We start from the raw sequence: 15,668 nt of genomic DNA, 5'->3' as shown, positions 1-15,668 counted from the left end.
CGGGGCGCTCCGGCGCACCGGTGGCCGGCCGGCCGCGGCCGCGGCTGCCGCGGCGGCGGGTGCGCGGTGCGGCGCTGTCGGCGGTGGGGGTGGAGGGGTCGTGCGAGGTCATTCGGGCTTCCTGACGTCCGGTGTGGCTCCCGTCGGTCCCGGCGATCTCGAGCACGGGCGCACCTGCGCGGCAGGGCGGGCTCGCGTCGTCAGCGGGACGTCGGACAGCCGGGCGCACCTCGGTGGCGCAGCCTCAGCCCGACGTCGAGTCCTGCAGCTCCGGATGAGCGGAGGGCGGCGCCGGTATGTCCCACTCAACCAGATGCGGACCGCATCTGTGCCGTCACCCCGGGGAGTGTCCGGTCACACCGCACCGCGGTAGGTGCGGCGGTAGGTGCCCGGGGCGACGCCGATGCTGGCCCGCAGGTGCGAGCGCAGCGAGGCCGGGGTGCCGAACCCGGCGTCCGCGGCGACCCGGTCGATCGGCGCGTCGGTGGACTCCAGCAGCTGCCGGGCCAGGGCCAGCCGCTGCCCGGCCAGCCAGCGCAGCGGCGACATCCCGGTCTCCTCGCGGAACCGGCGGGTGAAGGTGCGCACGCTCATCCGCGCGTGCCGCGCCATGTCGGCCAGCGTGAGCGGCTCGGCCAGCCGCTCGGCCGCCCAGGCTCTCGTGGCCGCGGTGCCGGCGTCCCCGGCCTCGGGCAGCGTCCGCTCGACGAACTGCGACTGGCCGCCCTCCCGCCAGGGCGCGACGACGTTGCGCCGGGCGACGCGGTTGGCCACCTCGCTGCCGTGGTCGCGGCGGACCAGGTGCAGCAGCAGGTCGATGCCCGCGGCCACCCCGGCGGAGGTCAGCACGTCGCCGTCGTCGACGAAGAGGACGTCGGGGTCCAGGCGCACGGACGGGAAGTTCCGGCGGAACGCGTCCACGTCCCGCCAGTGGGTGGCGGCGGGACGACCGTCCAGCAGGCCCGCGGCGGCGAGGACCGACGACCCGGTGCAGATCGAGACCATGCGGGCGTGGCCGGCGGCGTCGCGCAGCGCGTCCCGGAGCTCCGGCGGGATGCGGCCCTCGCGCACCATCGGGCCGCCCATGATGCCGGGGACGACGACCGTTCCGGCGGTGCGGAGCACCGACCCGTCGTGGTCGGGCTGGACGCTGAACCCGTCCGCCGTCCGGACCGGCCGGCCGTCGAGGGTGGCGATCCGCACCCGGTAGAGCGGGCAGCCGTCGGCGTCCTCGGCCAGGCCGAGCAACCGGTACGGCAGCCCGAGCTCGAAGCCGACGACCCGGTCCACCGCGACGACGGCCACCTCGTGGGGCGACGCCTGAGTCATGGCCCGATCTTTTCACATGTTGGCCTCCGGGCCACTCGCTCCCGCCGATCCGCGTCCGCCATGCTGTTCGGCGTGACCGGAACCGCTCTGCCGCGCACGCACCGGATCCACCCCGCCTGGTGGGTCGCCGCGGTGACGTTCCTGGCCCTGGTCGGAGCGGCCGCCTTCCGCGCGGTGCCCGGCGTGCTCATCGACCCGCTGCGGGCGGAGTTCGGCTGGTCGGTGTCGACCATCTCCGCCGCGGTCGCGGTCAACATGGCGCTCTTCGGCCTGACCGCGCCGTTCGCCGCCGCGCTGATGGAGCGCTTCGGCATCCGCCGGGTCGTCGTGTGCGCGCTGCTGCTGACCGCGACCGGCAGCGGCCTGACCGTCTTCATGACCACCAGCTGGCAGCTGATCCTGCTGTGGGGCTTCCTCGTCGGCCTGGGTACCGGGTCGATGGCGCTGTCGCTGGTGGCCACGGTGACCGGCCGCTGGTTCGTGGCCCGCCGCGGCCTGGTCTCGGGCATCCTCACCGCCGGCGGTGCGACCGGGCAGCTGGTGTTCCTGCCGCTGGTCGCCTGGGCCGACGCGAACTGGGGCTGGCGCTCGGCCTCGCTGGGCACCACCGCGGCGGCACTCGCCGTCGTCCCCCTGGTGGCCTGGCGGCTGCGCGACCGGCCGCGCGACCTCGGCGTCACCCCCTACGGGGGAACGGCCGCCGACGACGTCGACCCGGTGCGCACCGGCGCGGCGCGGACGGCGCTGCGCGGCCTGGCCGAGGCGGCCCGCTCCCGGCCGTTCTGGCTGCTCGCCGGCGGGTTCTTCATCTGCGGGCTGTCCACCAACGGGCTGGTGCAGCCGCACTTCATCCCGGCCGCGCACGACCACGGCATGCCGGTGACCACGGCGGCCGGCCTGCTGGCCGTCGTGGGCATCTTCGACATCGCCGGGACGGTGTTCTCCGGCTGGCTCACCGACCGGGTCGACCCGCGGGTGCTGCTGCTGGCCTACTACGGGCTGCGCGGCTTCTCGCTGTTCCTGCTGCCGCCCCTGTTCGGGCCGGAGCTGCACGTCAGCATGATCGCGTTCATCGTGTTCTACGGCCTGGACTGGGTGGCCACGGTGCCGCCCACGCTGGCGCTGTGCCGGGAACACTTCGGGGCGCGGGCGCCGGTGGTGTTCGGCTGGGTGTTCGCCTCGCACCAGGTCGGCTCGGCGGTCGCGGCGTTCGGCGGCGGCGTGGTCCGCGACGTGACCGGCTCCTACGACCTGGCCTGGTTCGCGGCCGGGGCGCTGTGCCTGCTGGCCGCGGCCATGTCCCTCGCGATCCGCCGCAACCCGCCCCCGTCCGCCACTACCGCCCTGCCGACCGACCCTGAGGAGGCCGCGGCCGCCCAGGCCCACGGCTGACGGTCCGCTGGGGCAGAGATGGCCATCTCTGCCCCAGCTCACCGCGCCTCAGCCGGTGTGCTCGAGGGCGAGGCGCACCGTCTGGACCCGGATCGCGTCTCCGGCGAACACGAACGTGTCGACGCCCTCGGCCCGGGCCTTCTCGGCGACCGCCGACCACTCGATGAACAGGACGTCGCCCTCGAAGACCTGGGTGGGCACCGTCCAGTCCGCGTCGGGGATCTCGCCGAGCAGCGAGGTGAACAGCTGCCGGATGCCGTCCCTGCCCCGCACCACCTGGTCGGGGGTGATCAGCACGGCGTCCTCGGCGTAGTCCGCGAGAATCGCGTCGACGTCGCCGGCGCCGATCGCCTCGACGTGGTGCTGGAAGATCTCCTGCGGGGTGCGGGCCACGGCTCCTCCTGAGCGTCATCCGACGGGGGGACCGAGCATGCCCTCGACAGACGGCGCTGCACAGGCCCCGTGGTGGCAGGGCGCGGCGGCCGGGGCGAACAGGGCCGAGGACGTGACCGCCACCCCGCAGAGCAGGAGGGCGAACCCGACCGGACGGACCAGCGGCGCTCCCCGGCGTGCGGTCTTCTCGGCCACCATCACCGCGGTCAGGGCGAGCATCCACGCGAGGCTGCCGGTGCCCGTGGCGACCATCAGCAGCATCAGCGCCCAGCAGCAGCCCAGGCACCACAGCCCGGCCCGGAGGCCGAGCCGGCCCGCGCCGCGGAGCCCGCGGCGGTAGGACTGCCACAGGAACGACGCCGGTGACCGGCAGGTGGTCAGGCAGGCGTCCTTGAGCCGGCTGAACTGGTAGCCCCCCGCGAGCAGGAGCGCCGCGCCCAGGACCAGGCCGTCGCGGGCCGCGAGCCACGGCGACGCACCCACCAGCCGGTTCAGCGCCCAGCCGGCGGCCAGCGCCACCGGCGCGACGGCGACCCAGGCCCCCAGGTAGCCGGCGTAGAGGCCGGCGCGGGCGGGCCACGGGTGCGGCGTGCGTGCGCTGACCGCCGCGAACAGCCGCGCCAGCGGCACCAGGGTCGGGAGCATCATCGCGCCGACCATCACCGTCCACGCGGCCAGGGAGAGGGCCACGTCCGCCGGCCGGGGAGCGTCGCCCGGCGCGTGGCCGTGCCCGATCCCGGACCTGAGCACCAGCGCGAGCGTGCCGGCCCAGCACGCCCCGGCGACCCCCCACAGGAGGACGGCGGGGTCGTGCCGGACGCGGGTGGCGGGCGCCGTCCGCGACGCCGTCGTCATGCCGGGAGCTCAGCCGGAGAAGCGGAAGTGGCCCTGGATGGCGTTCCGGCCGGAGATGTCGAGGTCGGGCCGGCCGAGCATGCGTCCGGCCTGGCGGTACACGCTGGCCTTGCCGGGGAAGGCGGGGGAGCCCGGGATCGTGCTGAACACCGTCTCGTTCAGCGTGGTCGTCCGGCCGGTGGCGCCCTGGAACGGGGCCAGCTGGGCCTCCACGACGTTCCCGACCCGCAGCGTGCCCGCCCCCTCCTCGACGGTGAAGGTCAGCGGCGCGCGCTGGACCGAGACCACCTCACCGATCAGCGCGGCGAGGTCGGCGATCGGACCTCCCAGCTGCCCGGTGAAGACGTCGAGGAGCGCCTTCTCCTGCTCCTCGGTGCACCGGTCGTCGACGAAGAGGGCGACCTTCCAGTTCCCCGCGAGCACGTTGCCGGGGATGTGCGTCACCGATGCCAGACCCCGGTCGGACACGTCGACCCCGCGCACGGTGCCCGCGTCGATGTACCAGGCCAGCGCCGAGTCGCAGACGCCGCCGTCGGGGTCCTCGCCGACCCAGCACGGGCAGATGGCGGCGCACGTGCACACCTCCAGCAGGCGCCCCTCGATGGTGTAGGTCGTGGTCTCGGTGGTCGCGGTGGCGGTCATGCCGGTCCTCCCTCGTCGCGCCGCCGCCGTCGTCGCCGGCAGCGTGCCCGCAGGTGTACGGCCGCCGGGCCGGCGCCGGTATCGGGAGAACCATGTAGGGAGCCGCCTCAGCGGTCGGCCGCTCGGTCGTGCACAGCGGCCCAGGCGGCGATCTCGGCGCGGCTGCTCGCGCGCAGCTTCCGGATGATGTTGTGCACGTGGACCTCGGCGGTCTTCTCGGAGATGCCCAGCGCCCGGCCGATCTGCCGGTTGGTGCGGCCGCGACGGACCAGACCGGCCACCTCCCGCTCGCGACGGGTGATCCGGGTGCCCGCCGGCCCGACGGTCACGTGCCGGGCGTACCGGGCGCGGGTCGCCGCCGCCTCGCCGGCCCGGTCCAGCTGCTCGGCCGCGAACTCCCGGAGGCTCTCGAGCATCCCGAAGCGGGCGACGTCGCCCGCGCAGTCCTGGCGCCGGACCAGGTTCTTGTCCACCAGCGACGCGGTGGCCGGGACCGGGTCGGCGATCCCGCACACCCGCGCCGCGGCGTCGAGCGTCCAGGTCCCGGTGAAGACCGACAGCCGGCGGAACAGGGTGCGCTCCTCGGGGCCGAGCAGGTCGTGGCTCCAGGTCAGGGCGGCGCGCAGCGTCCGGTGCCGGGCGGGGACGTCCCGGGCGTCACTCGTCAGCACACCGAGCCGGTGGCGCAGCCGGAACAGCAGCTCCCCGGGGGTGAACAGCCGCAGGCGCGGAGCCGCCAGCTCCAGCGCCAGGGGCAGCCCGTCGAGCCGGGTGCAGATCCCGGCCAGCTCGGCGGCGTTGTCGACCGTGACGGCGAAGTCCGGCTGGGAGGTCCGGACCTGCTCGACCAGCATCGCGACGGCGGCCACCGCGGCCAGGCGCTCGGGGTCGGTGCCGTCGGCGCAGCCGGGCAGGGCCAGCGGGGCCACCGGGACCTCCCGCTCGACCCGGAGGTGCAGCCGCTCCCTGCTGGTCGCGAGCAGGTGCAGCCCCGGGGAGTCGGCCACGAGCTCCGCGAGCGCCGGCCCGGCGGCGAGCACGTGCTCGACGTTGTCCAGGACCACCAACAGGTCACGGTCGGCCGGGGACCGGTCGCCGTGGCGCAGGTCGGCGGCCGCGGCGACCTCGGCGGGAACCGCGGCCGGGTCCCGGACAGCGGTGAGGTCCAGGAAGACCACCCCGTCGCAGAACCGGCCCCGGGCGGTGGCCGCCGCGGCGACGGCCAGGCGCGTCTTGCCGACGCCGGGCGGTCCGGTCAGCGTCGTGAACCGGACGCCCGGCTCGGTCAGCAGCCGGACCAGGTCGGGGAGCTCGGCGTCCCGGCCCACGAGCGGCGTGGCGACGACGGGCAGCACGTCCCCCCGCCAGGGGGCGAGGTGCGGGGAGACGGCCACGGAGACCACCTCCGGAAGGGCGCCGGACCTGCAGCCACGGACATTGCAGCACCGCAGGCCGCGGTCGGGCAGGGCCTCCGGTCCCGCCGTCCTCCCGCCGGACGGCGGCCGACCCGGGCCGGCTCAGGGGGTGCCGACGAGTGCGGGGTCCACGCTGCGGCCGGCGATCAGGTCGGCGGCGCGCTCGGCGGCCATGAGCGTGGGCGCGGTGGTGTTGCCGCGCACCAGCGTCGGCATGACCGAGGCGTCGACCACCCGGAGCCCGTCCAGGCCGTGCACCCGCAGCTGCGGGTCGACCACCGCGTCGTCGTCGGCGGCCGGACCCATCCGGCAGGAGGACGCCGGGTGGCACAGCGACTCGACGGTGTCCCGCACCGCCCGGCGCAGCCCGTCCGGGGTCGCCACCGCGGCGCCCGGCGACCGCTCCTCCCCGAGGACGGCGGCCAGCGGCTGGGTCGCCCCGATCTCGCGGGCCTTCTCGACCCCGCACAGCAGCGCGTCGAGGTCCCGCTCGTCGGTGAGGTAGCCGGGGTCGATCGCCGGCGCCCACGTCGGGTCGGCCGAGCGGAGCCGCACCGTGCCGCGCGAGTGCACCCGCACCAGGACCGCGGCAGCGGTGAACGCGTCGACGTCGGGGTCGACCTCGGCCTGCCGCCAGTACTTCACCGGCAGGAAGTGGAACTGCAGGTCGGGGTCGGCGATCCCCGGCCGCGAGCGGGTGAACAGCCCGGCCTCGGCCAGGTTGGACGACAGCGGGCCGCGGCGGGCGGCGAACCAGCGGGCGTAGCCCGACGGCGACTCGCCGCGCAGCAGCGACCGGCCCGAGCGGGTGTGCCAGACGACCGGGACGAGCGGGTGGTCCCGCAGCCCGCTGCCGACCCCGGGCAGGTGGTGGACGACGTCGACGCCGACCTCGCGCAGGTGCGCGCCCGGGCCGATGCCCGAGAGCATCAGCAGCTGCGGCGAGTTGACCGCCCCGCCGGACAGGACGACCTCGGCGACGGCGTGCGCGGTGAGCGTGCGCCCGCCGCGGTGGTACTCCACGCCGGTGGCCCGTCCGCCGGAGACCAGCACGCGGGTGGCCAGCGCGCCGGTCCGCACCGTGAGGTTGGGCCGGCCCGCCGCCGGGTGCAGGTAGGCGTCGGCGGCCGACCAGCGCCGGCCGCGCCGCTGGGTCAGCTGGTACAGGCCGGCGCCCTCCTGACGGGCGCCGTTGAAGTCGTCGTTGCGCGGGTACCCCGCGGCGACCGCGGCCTGGACGGCGGCGCGCGACCACGGGTGCGGCGAGCGCGGGTCCTCCACCCGGAGCGGGCCGCCCATGCCGTGCCGGCCGTCGGCACCGCGGGCGTTGTCCTCCATCCGCCGGAACAGCGGGAGCACGTGCTCGTGGGACCACGACGGCTCGCCGGTCAGCTCCGCCCACTCGTCGTAGTCGGCGGCGGCGCCGCGGACGTAGATCATCGCGTTGATCGACGACGACCCGCCGATCAGCTTGCCCCGCGGCCAGAACAGCCGGCGCCCGCCGAGGCCCGGCTGCGGCTCGGTCGTGTAGTTCCAGTCCCGGCGGGTGCGCCACAGCTTGTGGAGCGCGGCCGGGAGGTGCACCTCCAGGACGTCGTCCGAGCCGCCGGCCTCCAGCAGCAGCACCCGCAGCGCCGGGTCCTCCGTGAGCCGCCCGGCCAGCACGCAGCCGGCCGAGCCCCCGCCGACGACGACGACGTCGAACTCCTCGCCGTCCTCCGCCGGGAAGGGGCCGGTGTGGCCACGTCGGCCCCTCACCGGTGGCGCCCGTGCACCAGCCCCATGACGCGGGCCAGCGCGTCGGCCGCGACGGCCGGCCGGCCGAAGCTCGTCAGGTCCACCGGCAGCCGACAACGCTGCCGGGTGATCGCCTTGGCGCGGGTGAACTCCCTGAGCCCGTCCGGGCCGTGGATCCGGCCGAAGCCGCTCTCGCCGACCCCGCCGAAGGGCAGCGCCGGCACCGAGGCGAAGGTGAGCACCGAGTTGACCGACGTCATGCCGGTGCGCATCCGCCGGGCCAGGTCCATCGCCCGCTCGCGGGACCGGGAGAACACCGCCCCGGCCAGGCCGTGCGCGCCGGCGTTGGTGCGCTCCAGCGCCTCCTCCGCGTCGCGCACCCGGGTGATGGTGAGGGTGGGTCCGAACGTCTCCTCGCACACCGCCGCGGAGGTCTCCGGGACGTCGAGGAGCACGGTCGGCGCCACGTAGCGGCCCTCGACGGTCCCGCCGGTGAGCACCCGCCCGCCGGCGGCGACGGCGTCCGCGACGTGCCGGCGGACGACGTCGGTCTGCGCCGGCATGGTCATCGGGCCGTACGCCGCCCCGTCGTCGGAGCCCGGCCGCAGCCCGCGCACCTTCTCGGCCACCTCGGCGACGAACGCGTCGTACACGCGGTCGGTGGCGTAGACCCGCTCGATGCCGATGCAGGTCTGGCCGGCGTTGCTCATCGCACCCCAGACGGCGGCGTCCGCGGCGGCGACCACGTCGGCGTCGTCGTCGACGATCATCGCGTCCTTGCCGCCGAGCTCCATGAGCACCGGGGTGAGGGTCTCGGCGCAGGCGGCCATGACCTTCCGGCCGGTCGGCGCCGAACCGGTGAAGGCCAGCTTGCCGACCCCCGCCCCGCACAGCGCGGCGCCGGTCTCCCCGTACCCGGTGACCACCTGCAGCGCGTCGGCGGCGTCGGGGACGGCGGCCCGCCAGGCGGCGGCCAGCCACGCTCCCACGGCCGGGGTGTGCTCCGACGGCTTGAACACCACGGCGTTCCCGGCGGCCAGGGCGTAGCCGATCGAGCCCATGGGCGTGAACACCGGGTAGTTCCAGGGGCCGATGACGCCGACGACGCCGAGCGGCTGGTACTCGACGGTCGCGGCGTGGTTGGCCGCCAGCAGGCCCGGGCGCACCCGGCGCGGGCCGAGCACCGTGCGCGCGTGCGCGCCGGCCCAGGCGAGGTGGTCGATGGCCAGGCTGATCTCGAGGATGGCGTCCGCGTGCGGCTTGCCGTTCTCCCGGTGCACCAGGTCGGCCAGCTCGTGCAGCCGGCGGGCGAGGTGGCCGCGGTAGGCGGCCAGCCGCTGCCGGCGGCCGTCGAAGCCGAGGGCCTCCCACCGCTGCGCGGCCGGGCGGGCGCGCTCGACGGTCGCCCGCACGGCGGCCTCGTCGTGCACCGGGAAGACCCCGACGACGGCGCCGGTGGCCGGGTCGGTCGACTCGAGGGTCTCCGTGTCCAGCTGCTGCGCGAGCACCATGGCCGGGAGGTTACGCACGGGTGGACGGGACCGCCGTCAGTCCTCGCCGCGGGCCACCCGGCCGGCCCAGCGGAGATCGGCCTTGCCGGCGGGGGAGCGGAGCACCTCCTCCACGAAGACCACCTCCCGCGGGCGCTTGTAGTCGGCCAGCTCCGCGCCGACGGCGGCGCGCACCTCGTCCGCGGTGAGCCGGGCGCCCTCGTCGAGGGCCACCACGGCGGTGATCCGCTGGCCGAAGCGCTCGTCGGGGACGCCCACCACGATCGCGTCGCGGACGGCGGGCAGGCGCAGGATGACCTGCTCCACCTCCTCGGGCTGCACCTTCTCGCCGCCGGTGTTGACCACCCGGCTGCCGCGGCCCTGGAAGACCAGCGTGCCGTCCGCCTCGAGGGTGGCCAGGTCGCCGGGGACCGACCAGCGGACGCCGTCGACGACCCGGAACGTGCCGCTGCTGGCCGCGGCGTCGCCGGAGTAGTGCACCTCCGGCGGCGCGGGGGCGGCCAGCACGCCGACCTCGCCCGACCCCGGGACGACGTCGCGCCCCCGGTCGTCGAGCAGCCGGGCGCCGGGCGCGAGCACGAACCGCGAGGTCGGCGTGAGCTCGCCGCGGCGGGTGAGCGACAGCGCGTACGGGCCGCCCTCCGACGCCACGACGACGTCGGTGATGTCGACGTCGGCGTGCCGCAGCAGGGCCGCCTTGTTCTCGGCGCTGAACACCGCGCCGACCGAGACCACGCGGCGCAGGCTGGACAGGTCGTACGGGTGCCCCGCCGCGACCGCCGCGTCCAGGGCGGCGACCAGCGGGCGGGCGAAGACGTCGCCCACGATGACCGCGTCGGTGACCCGGTGCCGGCCCACGGCGGCGGCCATCTCGCCGGGGTCGAAGGAGCGCGACGCCGGGAAGACGATGCGGCCGCCGGCGACCAGCGTGCCGAGGGTGGTGTAGATGCCGGTGCCGTGCATCAGCGGCGTCGGGGTGTAGGTGACCAGCCGGTCGGGCTCGGCGCGGGACTCGCCGACCCGCTCGGCCAGCTCGGCGCGGGTCCGGGGTGCGGGGACGCCGAACTTCGCGAACCCGTTGGGGACGCAGCTGACCGTGAACACCGTCGACTGCCGGGTGAGCACGCCCTTGGGCCGGCCGGTGGTGCCGCCGGTGTAGAGCAGCCAGTCGCCGTCCGGGCGGGCGGTGCGGGGCAGCGGCCCGCACCCGGCCAGGAGCTCCTCCAGCTCCTCGCCGACCGACTCGGCGCCCTCGGGGACCGGGCCCACCCGGACCAGCGCGGGCAGCCCGTCCGCGGCCTCGGCGACCACCGGGGCGGTCGACCCGTCGAAGACCAGGCCCGCAGCGCCGGCGTCGGAGAGCACGTGGGCCAGCTCCGCCGCGCGGTACCGGTAGTTGACGTTGAACGGCACCGCACCCAGCTTCGTGACCGCGTACACCGCCTCGACGTACTCGGGGCTGCTCCACAGCCCGATGCCGACCCGGGACCCGGCGGTCACGCCGCGCGCGGCCAGCGCGGCGGCCAGGCGGGCGGCGCGCTCGTCCAGGTCGGTCCAGGTGCGGGTCCGCTCGCCCTGGACGACGGCGACCGCGTCCCCCATCGCGTCGGCCACGGTCTCGAGGATGGTCGCCAGATTCTCCTCCATGCGAGGCAGACTACTGGCGATCGTCACCAACCTGCGTATCTTGTTTCCCACCTCCGTACGGGCGGTGGGATGGCTGCCGCCCGGCGGAGAGCGGGGTCGCCCGCGGTGCGGGGCCGACGTCCGCGCCCGATCGTCGAGGGAACGGCAGGAGTGGACCATGACGAGCCCGAGCGCGGGGAGCGTGCGGCCGTGACGGCGGCCGCCCTGACACCGCACGGCGACGAGGGGCTGCCCGGTCCCGCCACGGGCGATCCGCTGGCCCCCGCGGCGGTGCGCCCGCAGACCCACGTGCTCATGTTCTGCGGTGTCCACCTCATCGACCCGGACCTCGCCGTCCCGACCCTCGGGCTCATCGACGCGCTCGCCCGCGTCGGGATCGGGGAGCACGCCGCGCGGTCGACGGTGAGCCGGATGCTCCGCCGCGGCACGCTCGAGCGCCGCCGGCGGGGCAAGCGCATCTACCTCTCGCCCCCGCCGCGGGTGCGCGCCGAGCTCGCCGAGGGCGGCGAGCGGGCCTGGCGGTCCCCGGTGAACCGCACCTGGGACGGGCAGTGGACGCTGCTCGGGTTCTCCCTCCCCGAGAGCCGGCGGGCCGACCGTCACCTGCTCCGCTCCCGGCTGCAGTGGGCCGGCTTCGGGATGCTCCAGAACGGGCTGTGGGTCGCCCCCGGCAGGGTCGACGTCGAGGCCCTGCTGCAGAAGCTCGACGTCCTCGACCACCTCAAGGTCTTCCGCGCGCACGTCGCCGAGCCCACCCAGGTGCCCGACCTGATCGACGACGCGTGGGACGTGCCGACGATCGCCCGCGGCTACGAGCAGTTCCTCGAGCGCTGGGACCGCCCCGACCCCCTGCCGGACGCCCCCGACGACCTCGCCCGCCAGCTGTGGCTGCTCGGCGAGTGGACCCTGCTCGGCCGCCACGACCCGGGCCTGCCGGTCGAGTACCTGCCGGCCGACTGGCCGGCGGTGCGGGCCGAGCACGTCGCGCTGCGGTTGCGCACGCGTTACGAGGCGGGCGCGGCGGCCATCGCGGCCGGCCTCGTCGAGCGCCTCGGCGCCTGGGACGGCGACCCCGCCTGACGACGGCTCCGGGAGCATCGCAGCGAGGAACGAGCGAGGAGCGGACCGGAGCGCGGAGTCCGGCGCGAGTGCCCCCGCCTGACCGGCGCGGCCGGCTGCGTGACCCTTCCGTAATATCGGACCGCGCGTTGACGTCCGCCACGAAAGTGAATAACTTGCCGGTGGCGGCAGCTGCCGAGTGCGTGCCGCCCGTGTACCCCGTGTGCTCCCCAGCCACGCTCCCGAGAGGACTCCCATGCAGCTTTCCGGCAAGGTCGCCGTCGTCACCGGGGCCGGTCGCGGCCTCGGCCAGGCCTACGCCAAGGCGCTCGCCGCGGCCGGGGCCGCCGTCGTGGTCAACGACCTCGACGTCGACCTGGCGGAGGAGACCGTCCAGGCCATCAAGGGCGCCGGGGGCACCGCGGTCGCCGAGGGCTCGGCGATCGGTTCCACCGAGGCGGCCGAGGCCCTGGTCGCCAAGGCCGTCGAGGAGTTCGGCCGGCTGGACGTGATGGTGACCAACGCCGGCGTGCTGCGGGACCGCACGCTGCTGAAGATGGCCGACGAGGACTTCGACCTGGTCGTCGAGACGCACCTGCGCGGCACCTTCACCTGCGGCCGCGCCGCCGCCAAGCAGTTCAAGGAGCAGGGCGGCAACGGCCGGCTCATCCTCATCGGCTCCCCGGCCGGCCAGCGCGCCAGCTTCGGGCAGACCGGCTACACCGCCTCCAAGGCCGGCATCGTCGGTCTGGTCCGCACCTGGGCCGCCGAGCTCGAGCGCAGCGGCACCACGGTCAACGCCGTCATCCCGGTCGCCCTGACCCGCATGGTCGCCACCATCCCGGGCATGGCCGAGCTGGTCGAGATGGCCGACCGCGGCGAGCAGCTCCCGGCCGACGTCCGCGCCTCCGGCCTGGGCACCCCCGACGACGTCGCCGGGCTGATCGTCTTCCTCGCCTCCGACGCGGCCGCCGGCGTCACCGGCCAGGCGATCGGCGCCGGCGGCGACCGGATCGCGATCTGGTCGCACCCGACCGAGGCGCTCGTCGAGGTCCGCGAGGGCGGCTGGAGCGCCGACGCCCTCGCCGAGGCCTTCCCGACCACCTTCCAGCCGCACCTGCAGCCGTTCAAGCCGGACACGGTCCCCGGCGCCCCCGAGGGGAAGTGACCGGCATGGCGATCAACCTGGACGAGATCGTCGCCATCGACGTGCACACCCACGTGCACAAGTCGGTCCGGGGCGCCGTGCCGCGCACCGCCGGGGCCGAGGACATGGGGGAGTACTTCGGCATCGGCACGATGCCCGAGTACTCGCTGCCCGAGCTGGCCGAGTACTACCGCGAGCGCAAGATGGCCGCCGTCGCCTTCGGCGTCGACAGCGTCTCGCAGACCGGCGAGGACCCGGTGCCGACCAACGAGGAGGTGGCCGAGCTCGCCGCCGAGCACAGCGACGTCATCATCCCGTTCGCCAGCATCGACCCGGCCCGCGGCGCGGCCGGCGTCAAGGCCGCCCGCCGGCTGGCCACCGAGTACGGCGTCCGGGGCTTCAAGTTCCACCCCAACACGCAGGCGTTCTTCCCGAACGACCGGATGGCCTACCCGCTCTACGAGGTCATCGCCGAGCACCAGCTGGTGGCGCTGTTCCACACCGGCCAGACCGGTGTGGGCGCCGGTCAGCGGGCCGGCGGCGGCATCCGGCTGAAGTACTCGAACCCGATGCACATCGACGACGTCGCGGTCGACTTCCCCGACATGCCGATCATCCTGGCCCACCCCTCGTTCCCCTGGCAGGACGAGGCGCTGTCGGTGGCCACGCACAAGCCGCAGGTCCACATCGACCTCTCCGGGTGGTCGCCGAAGTACTTCCCGCCGCAGCTGGTGCAGTACGCCAACTCGCTGCTGAAGAACAAGGTGCTGTTCGGCTCGGACTTCCCGGTCATCACCCCCGAGCGCTGGATGAAGGACTTCGACGGCATCGCGATCAAGGACGAGGTCCGGCCGAAGATCCTCAAGGAGAACGCGGCGCGGCTGTTCGGGCTGACCGGCTCCGGGAACGGGGCGTGAACGAGAGCTTCGCGACCGTCCTCGAGACGGTCGGGGACCTCCGCCGCGACCGGCTCGCGGTCAGCCACGGCGACCGGACCCGCACCTGGGCCGAGCTCGACGAGCGGGCCGCCCGGCTGGCCGGGCACCTCGCCGCCCAGGGCATCGGGCCCGAGTCGCGGGTGGCGGTGGCCCTCTACAACGGCATCGAGTACCTGGAGAGCGTCTACGCGGTGCTCAAGCTCCGCGCGGTGCCGCTCAACGTCAACTACCGGTACCGGCGCGACGAGATCGTCTCGCTGCTGGAGGACGCGCAGGCCGAGGCGGTCGTCTTCGACGCCTCGCTGGCCGAGCGCTTCGGCGAGGCCCGGCCGGCCCTGCCGCGGCTGCGCACCCTCCTGCAGGTCGGCGACGGCGAGCTGCCGGAGTGGGCCGACGACTACGAGCAGGCCGTCACGGCGGCCGAGCCGGCGCCGCGCATCGAGCGCGGCAACGACCACTGGCTGATGTACACCGGCGGCACGACCGGCAAGCCCAAGGGGGTGCTCTCCCGGCACTCCGGGCTGTTCGCGACGTGCAGCGCCAACGGGCTGCTGCTGCTCGGCGAGAAGCTCCCGCAGAGCCTCGACGAGCTGCGGGCCACGCTGGAGCGGCTGGGTGTGGACCGCGACGCGATGGTGTGCCTGCCGGCGCCGCCGCTCATGCACGCGACCGGCATGTACACCACGTTCGGCGCGCTGCTGGCCGGCGGCCGCGTGGTCTACCTGGCGTCGAGGAGCTACGACCCCGACGAGCTGGCCGCCACGGTGCAGCGGGAGGGCGTCGACACCGTCTCGATCGTCGGCGACGTCTTCGCCCGGCCGCTGGCCGACGCGCTCGACGCCGCCGAGGCGGCCGGCCGCCCGTACGACCTGTCCAGCCTGAAGCTGATGATCAGCGTCGGCGTGACCTGGAGCGCCGACGTCAAGCAGCAGTTGCTGCGGCACGCCGACATGGTGTGCCGGGACCTGGTGGCCTCCTCGGAGGGCGGGCCCTACGCGGTCCAGGAGACCCGCCGCGGTGACCCCACCGAGACCGCGCGCTTCCAGCTCTTCCCGGGCGCGCAGGTCATCGACGAGTCGGGGCGGCCGATCACCCCGGGGTCGGGCGACATCGGGATGCTCGCCGCACCGGTCGACGAGCACATCCGCTACCAGGGCGACGACGCGGCGACCGCGGCGACGTTCCGCGAGATCGGCGGCCGGCGGTGGGTCGTCCCCGGCGACATGGCCAGCCTCGACGCCGACGGCACCGTGGTGTTCCACGGCCGCGGCAGCCGGGTGATCAACACCGGCGGCGAGAAGGTGTTCGCCGAGGAGGTCGAGCAGGTCCTGCTCACCCACCCCGCCGTCCGGGACGCCATGGTCGTCGGCACGCCCGACCCCCGGTGGGGCTCGCGGATCGTCGCCGTCGTGGCGCTGCGCCCGGGTACGGAGCTCACCGACGAGCAGGCCCGCGAGTACGTCGGCGAGCGGCTGGCCGACCACAAGCGGCCCCGGGAGCTGGTCGTCGTCGAGGAGCTCAAGCGCAGCCCGTCCGGCAAGGCCGATCTGACCTGGGCCCGGCACCTGGCCGAGTCCGCCGAGTAGTCCCGCACCACCCGTCC

At 75.4% G+C, this 15,668-nt stretch carries 13 protein-coding genes; 5 read left to right on the top strand and 8 right to left on the bottom strand.

What is annotated here, in order from left to right:
• Window positions 1-354 precede the first annotated feature (354 nt).
• Window positions 355-1,329 (bottom strand): GlxA family transcriptional regulator, encoded by a 975-nt coding sequence (locus tag MY526_RS22775; RefSeq protein WP_436694922.1) that lies wholly within the window; start codon window positions 1,327-1,329, stop codon window positions 355-357.
• Window positions 1,330-1,401: 72 nt separating this feature from the next.
• Between MY526_RS22775 and MY526_RS22770 the strand changes: the two genes are divergently transcribed.
• The gene (locus MY526_RS22770; protein ID WP_436694921.1) at window positions 1,402-2,721 is read left to right on the top strand and encodes an MFS transporter; all 1,320 of its coding nucleotides are present in this window, start codon (window positions 1,402-1,404) and stop codon (window positions 2,719-2,721) included.
• 48 nt (window positions 2,722-2,769) lie between these two features.
• Here MY526_RS22770 and MY526_RS22765 read toward each other — a convergent pair whose 3' ends face one another.
• The 7 genes from MY526_RS22765 to MY526_RS22735 form a co-directional block, all read right to left on the bottom strand.
• Window positions 2,770-3,114, bottom strand: a complete 345-nt coding sequence (locus MY526_RS22765; protein WP_436694919.1) for a nuclear transport factor 2 family protein — start codon at window positions 3,112-3,114, stop codon at window positions 2,770-2,772.
• 15 nt (window positions 3,115-3,129) lie between these two features.
• Window positions 3,130-3,969, bottom strand: coding sequence for a DUF2182 domain-containing protein (locus MY526_RS22760; RefSeq protein WP_436705146.1), 840 nt, complete (start codon window positions 3,967-3,969; stop codon window positions 3,130-3,132).
• A gap of 9 nt (window positions 3,970-3,978) precedes the next feature.
• Window positions 3,979-4,611, bottom strand: coding sequence for a DUF1326 domain-containing protein (locus MY526_RS22755; RefSeq protein WP_436705145.1), 633 nt, complete (start codon window positions 4,609-4,611; stop codon window positions 3,979-3,981).
• Between the two features lie 107 nt (window positions 4,612-4,718).
• Window positions 4,719-6,005, bottom strand: a complete 1,287-nt coding sequence (locus MY526_RS22750; RefSeq protein WP_436705144.1) for a helix-turn-helix transcriptional regulator — start codon at window positions 6,003-6,005, stop codon at window positions 4,719-4,721.
• A 123-nt stretch (window positions 6,006-6,128) separates the two neighbouring features.
• A complete protein-coding gene (locus MY526_RS22745; RefSeq protein ID WP_436705143.1) occupies window positions 6,129-7,784 on the bottom strand; it encodes a GMC family oxidoreductase in 1,656 nt (551 codons plus the stop codon).
• A complete protein-coding gene (locus tag MY526_RS22740) occupies window positions 7,781-9,274 on the bottom strand; it encodes an aldehyde dehydrogenase family protein (RefSeq protein ID WP_436694913.1) in 1,494 nt (497 codons plus the stop codon). Before MY526_RS22740 ends, MY526_RS22745 begins: the two co-directional genes overlap by 4 nt.
• Before the next feature lie 36 nt (window positions 9,275-9,310).
• Entirely contained in the window at window positions 9,311-10,921 is a 1,611-nt protein-coding gene (locus MY526_RS22735; RefSeq protein WP_436694912.1) for an AMP-binding protein, read from the bottom strand.
• A 189-nt stretch (window positions 10,922-11,110) separates the two neighbouring features.
• On the opposite strand from MY526_RS22735, the gene MY526_RS22730 reads away from it, so the two are divergent.
• The 4 genes from MY526_RS22730 to MY526_RS22715 all read left to right on the top strand — a co-directional run bounded on the left by MY526_RS22730 (window position 11,111) and on the right by MY526_RS22715 (window position 15,651).
• Entirely contained in the window at window positions 11,111-12,001 is an 891-nt protein-coding gene (locus tag MY526_RS22730) for a PaaX family transcriptional regulator (protein ID WP_436694910.1), read from the top strand.
• A gap of 235 nt (window positions 12,002-12,236) precedes the next feature.
• Window positions 12,237-13,148 (top strand): SDR family NAD(P)-dependent oxidoreductase, encoded by a 912-nt coding sequence (locus MY526_RS22725; RefSeq protein WP_436694908.1) that lies wholly within the window; start codon window positions 12,237-12,239, stop codon window positions 13,146-13,148.
• 5 nt (window positions 13,149-13,153) lie between these two features.
• On the top strand, window positions 13,154-14,044 hold the full coding sequence (locus MY526_RS22720; protein ID WP_436694906.1) for an amidohydrolase family protein: 891 nt from the start codon (window positions 13,154-13,156) through the stop codon (window positions 14,042-14,044).
• Complete coding sequence (locus MY526_RS22715) at window positions 14,041-15,651, top strand: AMP-binding protein (protein WP_436705142.1); 1,611 nt, start codon at window positions 14,041-14,043, stop codon at window positions 15,649-15,651. The genes MY526_RS22720 and MY526_RS22715 overlap by 4 nt, the downstream gene beginning before the upstream one ends.
• The last annotated feature ends 17 nt before the right edge of the window (window positions 15,652-15,668 follow it).

Source organism: Geodermatophilus sp. CPCC 205761 (assembly GCF_051383655.1).
GTDB lineage: Bacteria > Actinomycetota > Actinomycetes > Mycobacteriales > Geodermatophilaceae > Geodermatophilus.
The sequence above is the reverse complement of the archived record's forward strand: the minus strand, read 5'-3'. Positions and strand labels throughout refer to the sequence as shown.

What these genes read in the sequence shown, in the direction of transcription:
- MY526_RS22740 (WP_436694913.1), bottom strand. Translation starts at nt 9,274, where the DNA reads ATGGTGCTCGCGCAGCAGCTGGACACGGAGACCCTCGAGTCGACCGAC.
- MY526_RS22720 (WP_436694906.1), top strand. Translation starts at nt 13,154, where the DNA reads ATGGCGATCAACCTGGACGAGATCGTCGCCATCGACGTGCACACCCAC.
- MY526_RS22760 (WP_436705146.1), bottom strand. Translation starts at nt 3,969, where the DNA reads ATGACGACGGCGTCGCGGACGGCGCCCGCCACCCGCGTCCGGCACGAC.
- MY526_RS22725 (WP_436694908.1), top strand. Translation starts at nt 12,237, where the DNA reads ATGCAGCTTTCCGGCAAGGTCGCCGTCGTCACCGGGGCCGGTCGCGGC.
- MY526_RS22735 (WP_436694912.1), bottom strand. Translation starts at nt 10,921, where the DNA reads ATGGAGGAGAATCTGGCGACCATCCTCGAGACCGTGGCCGACGCGATG.
- MY526_RS22775 (WP_436694922.1), bottom strand. Translation starts at nt 1,329, where the DNA reads ATGACTCAGGCGTCGCCCCACGAGGTGGCCGTCGTCGCGGTGGACCGG.
- MY526_RS22755 (WP_436705145.1), bottom strand. Translation starts at nt 4,611, where the DNA reads ATGACCGCCACCGCGACCACCGAGACCACGACCTACACCATCGAGGGG.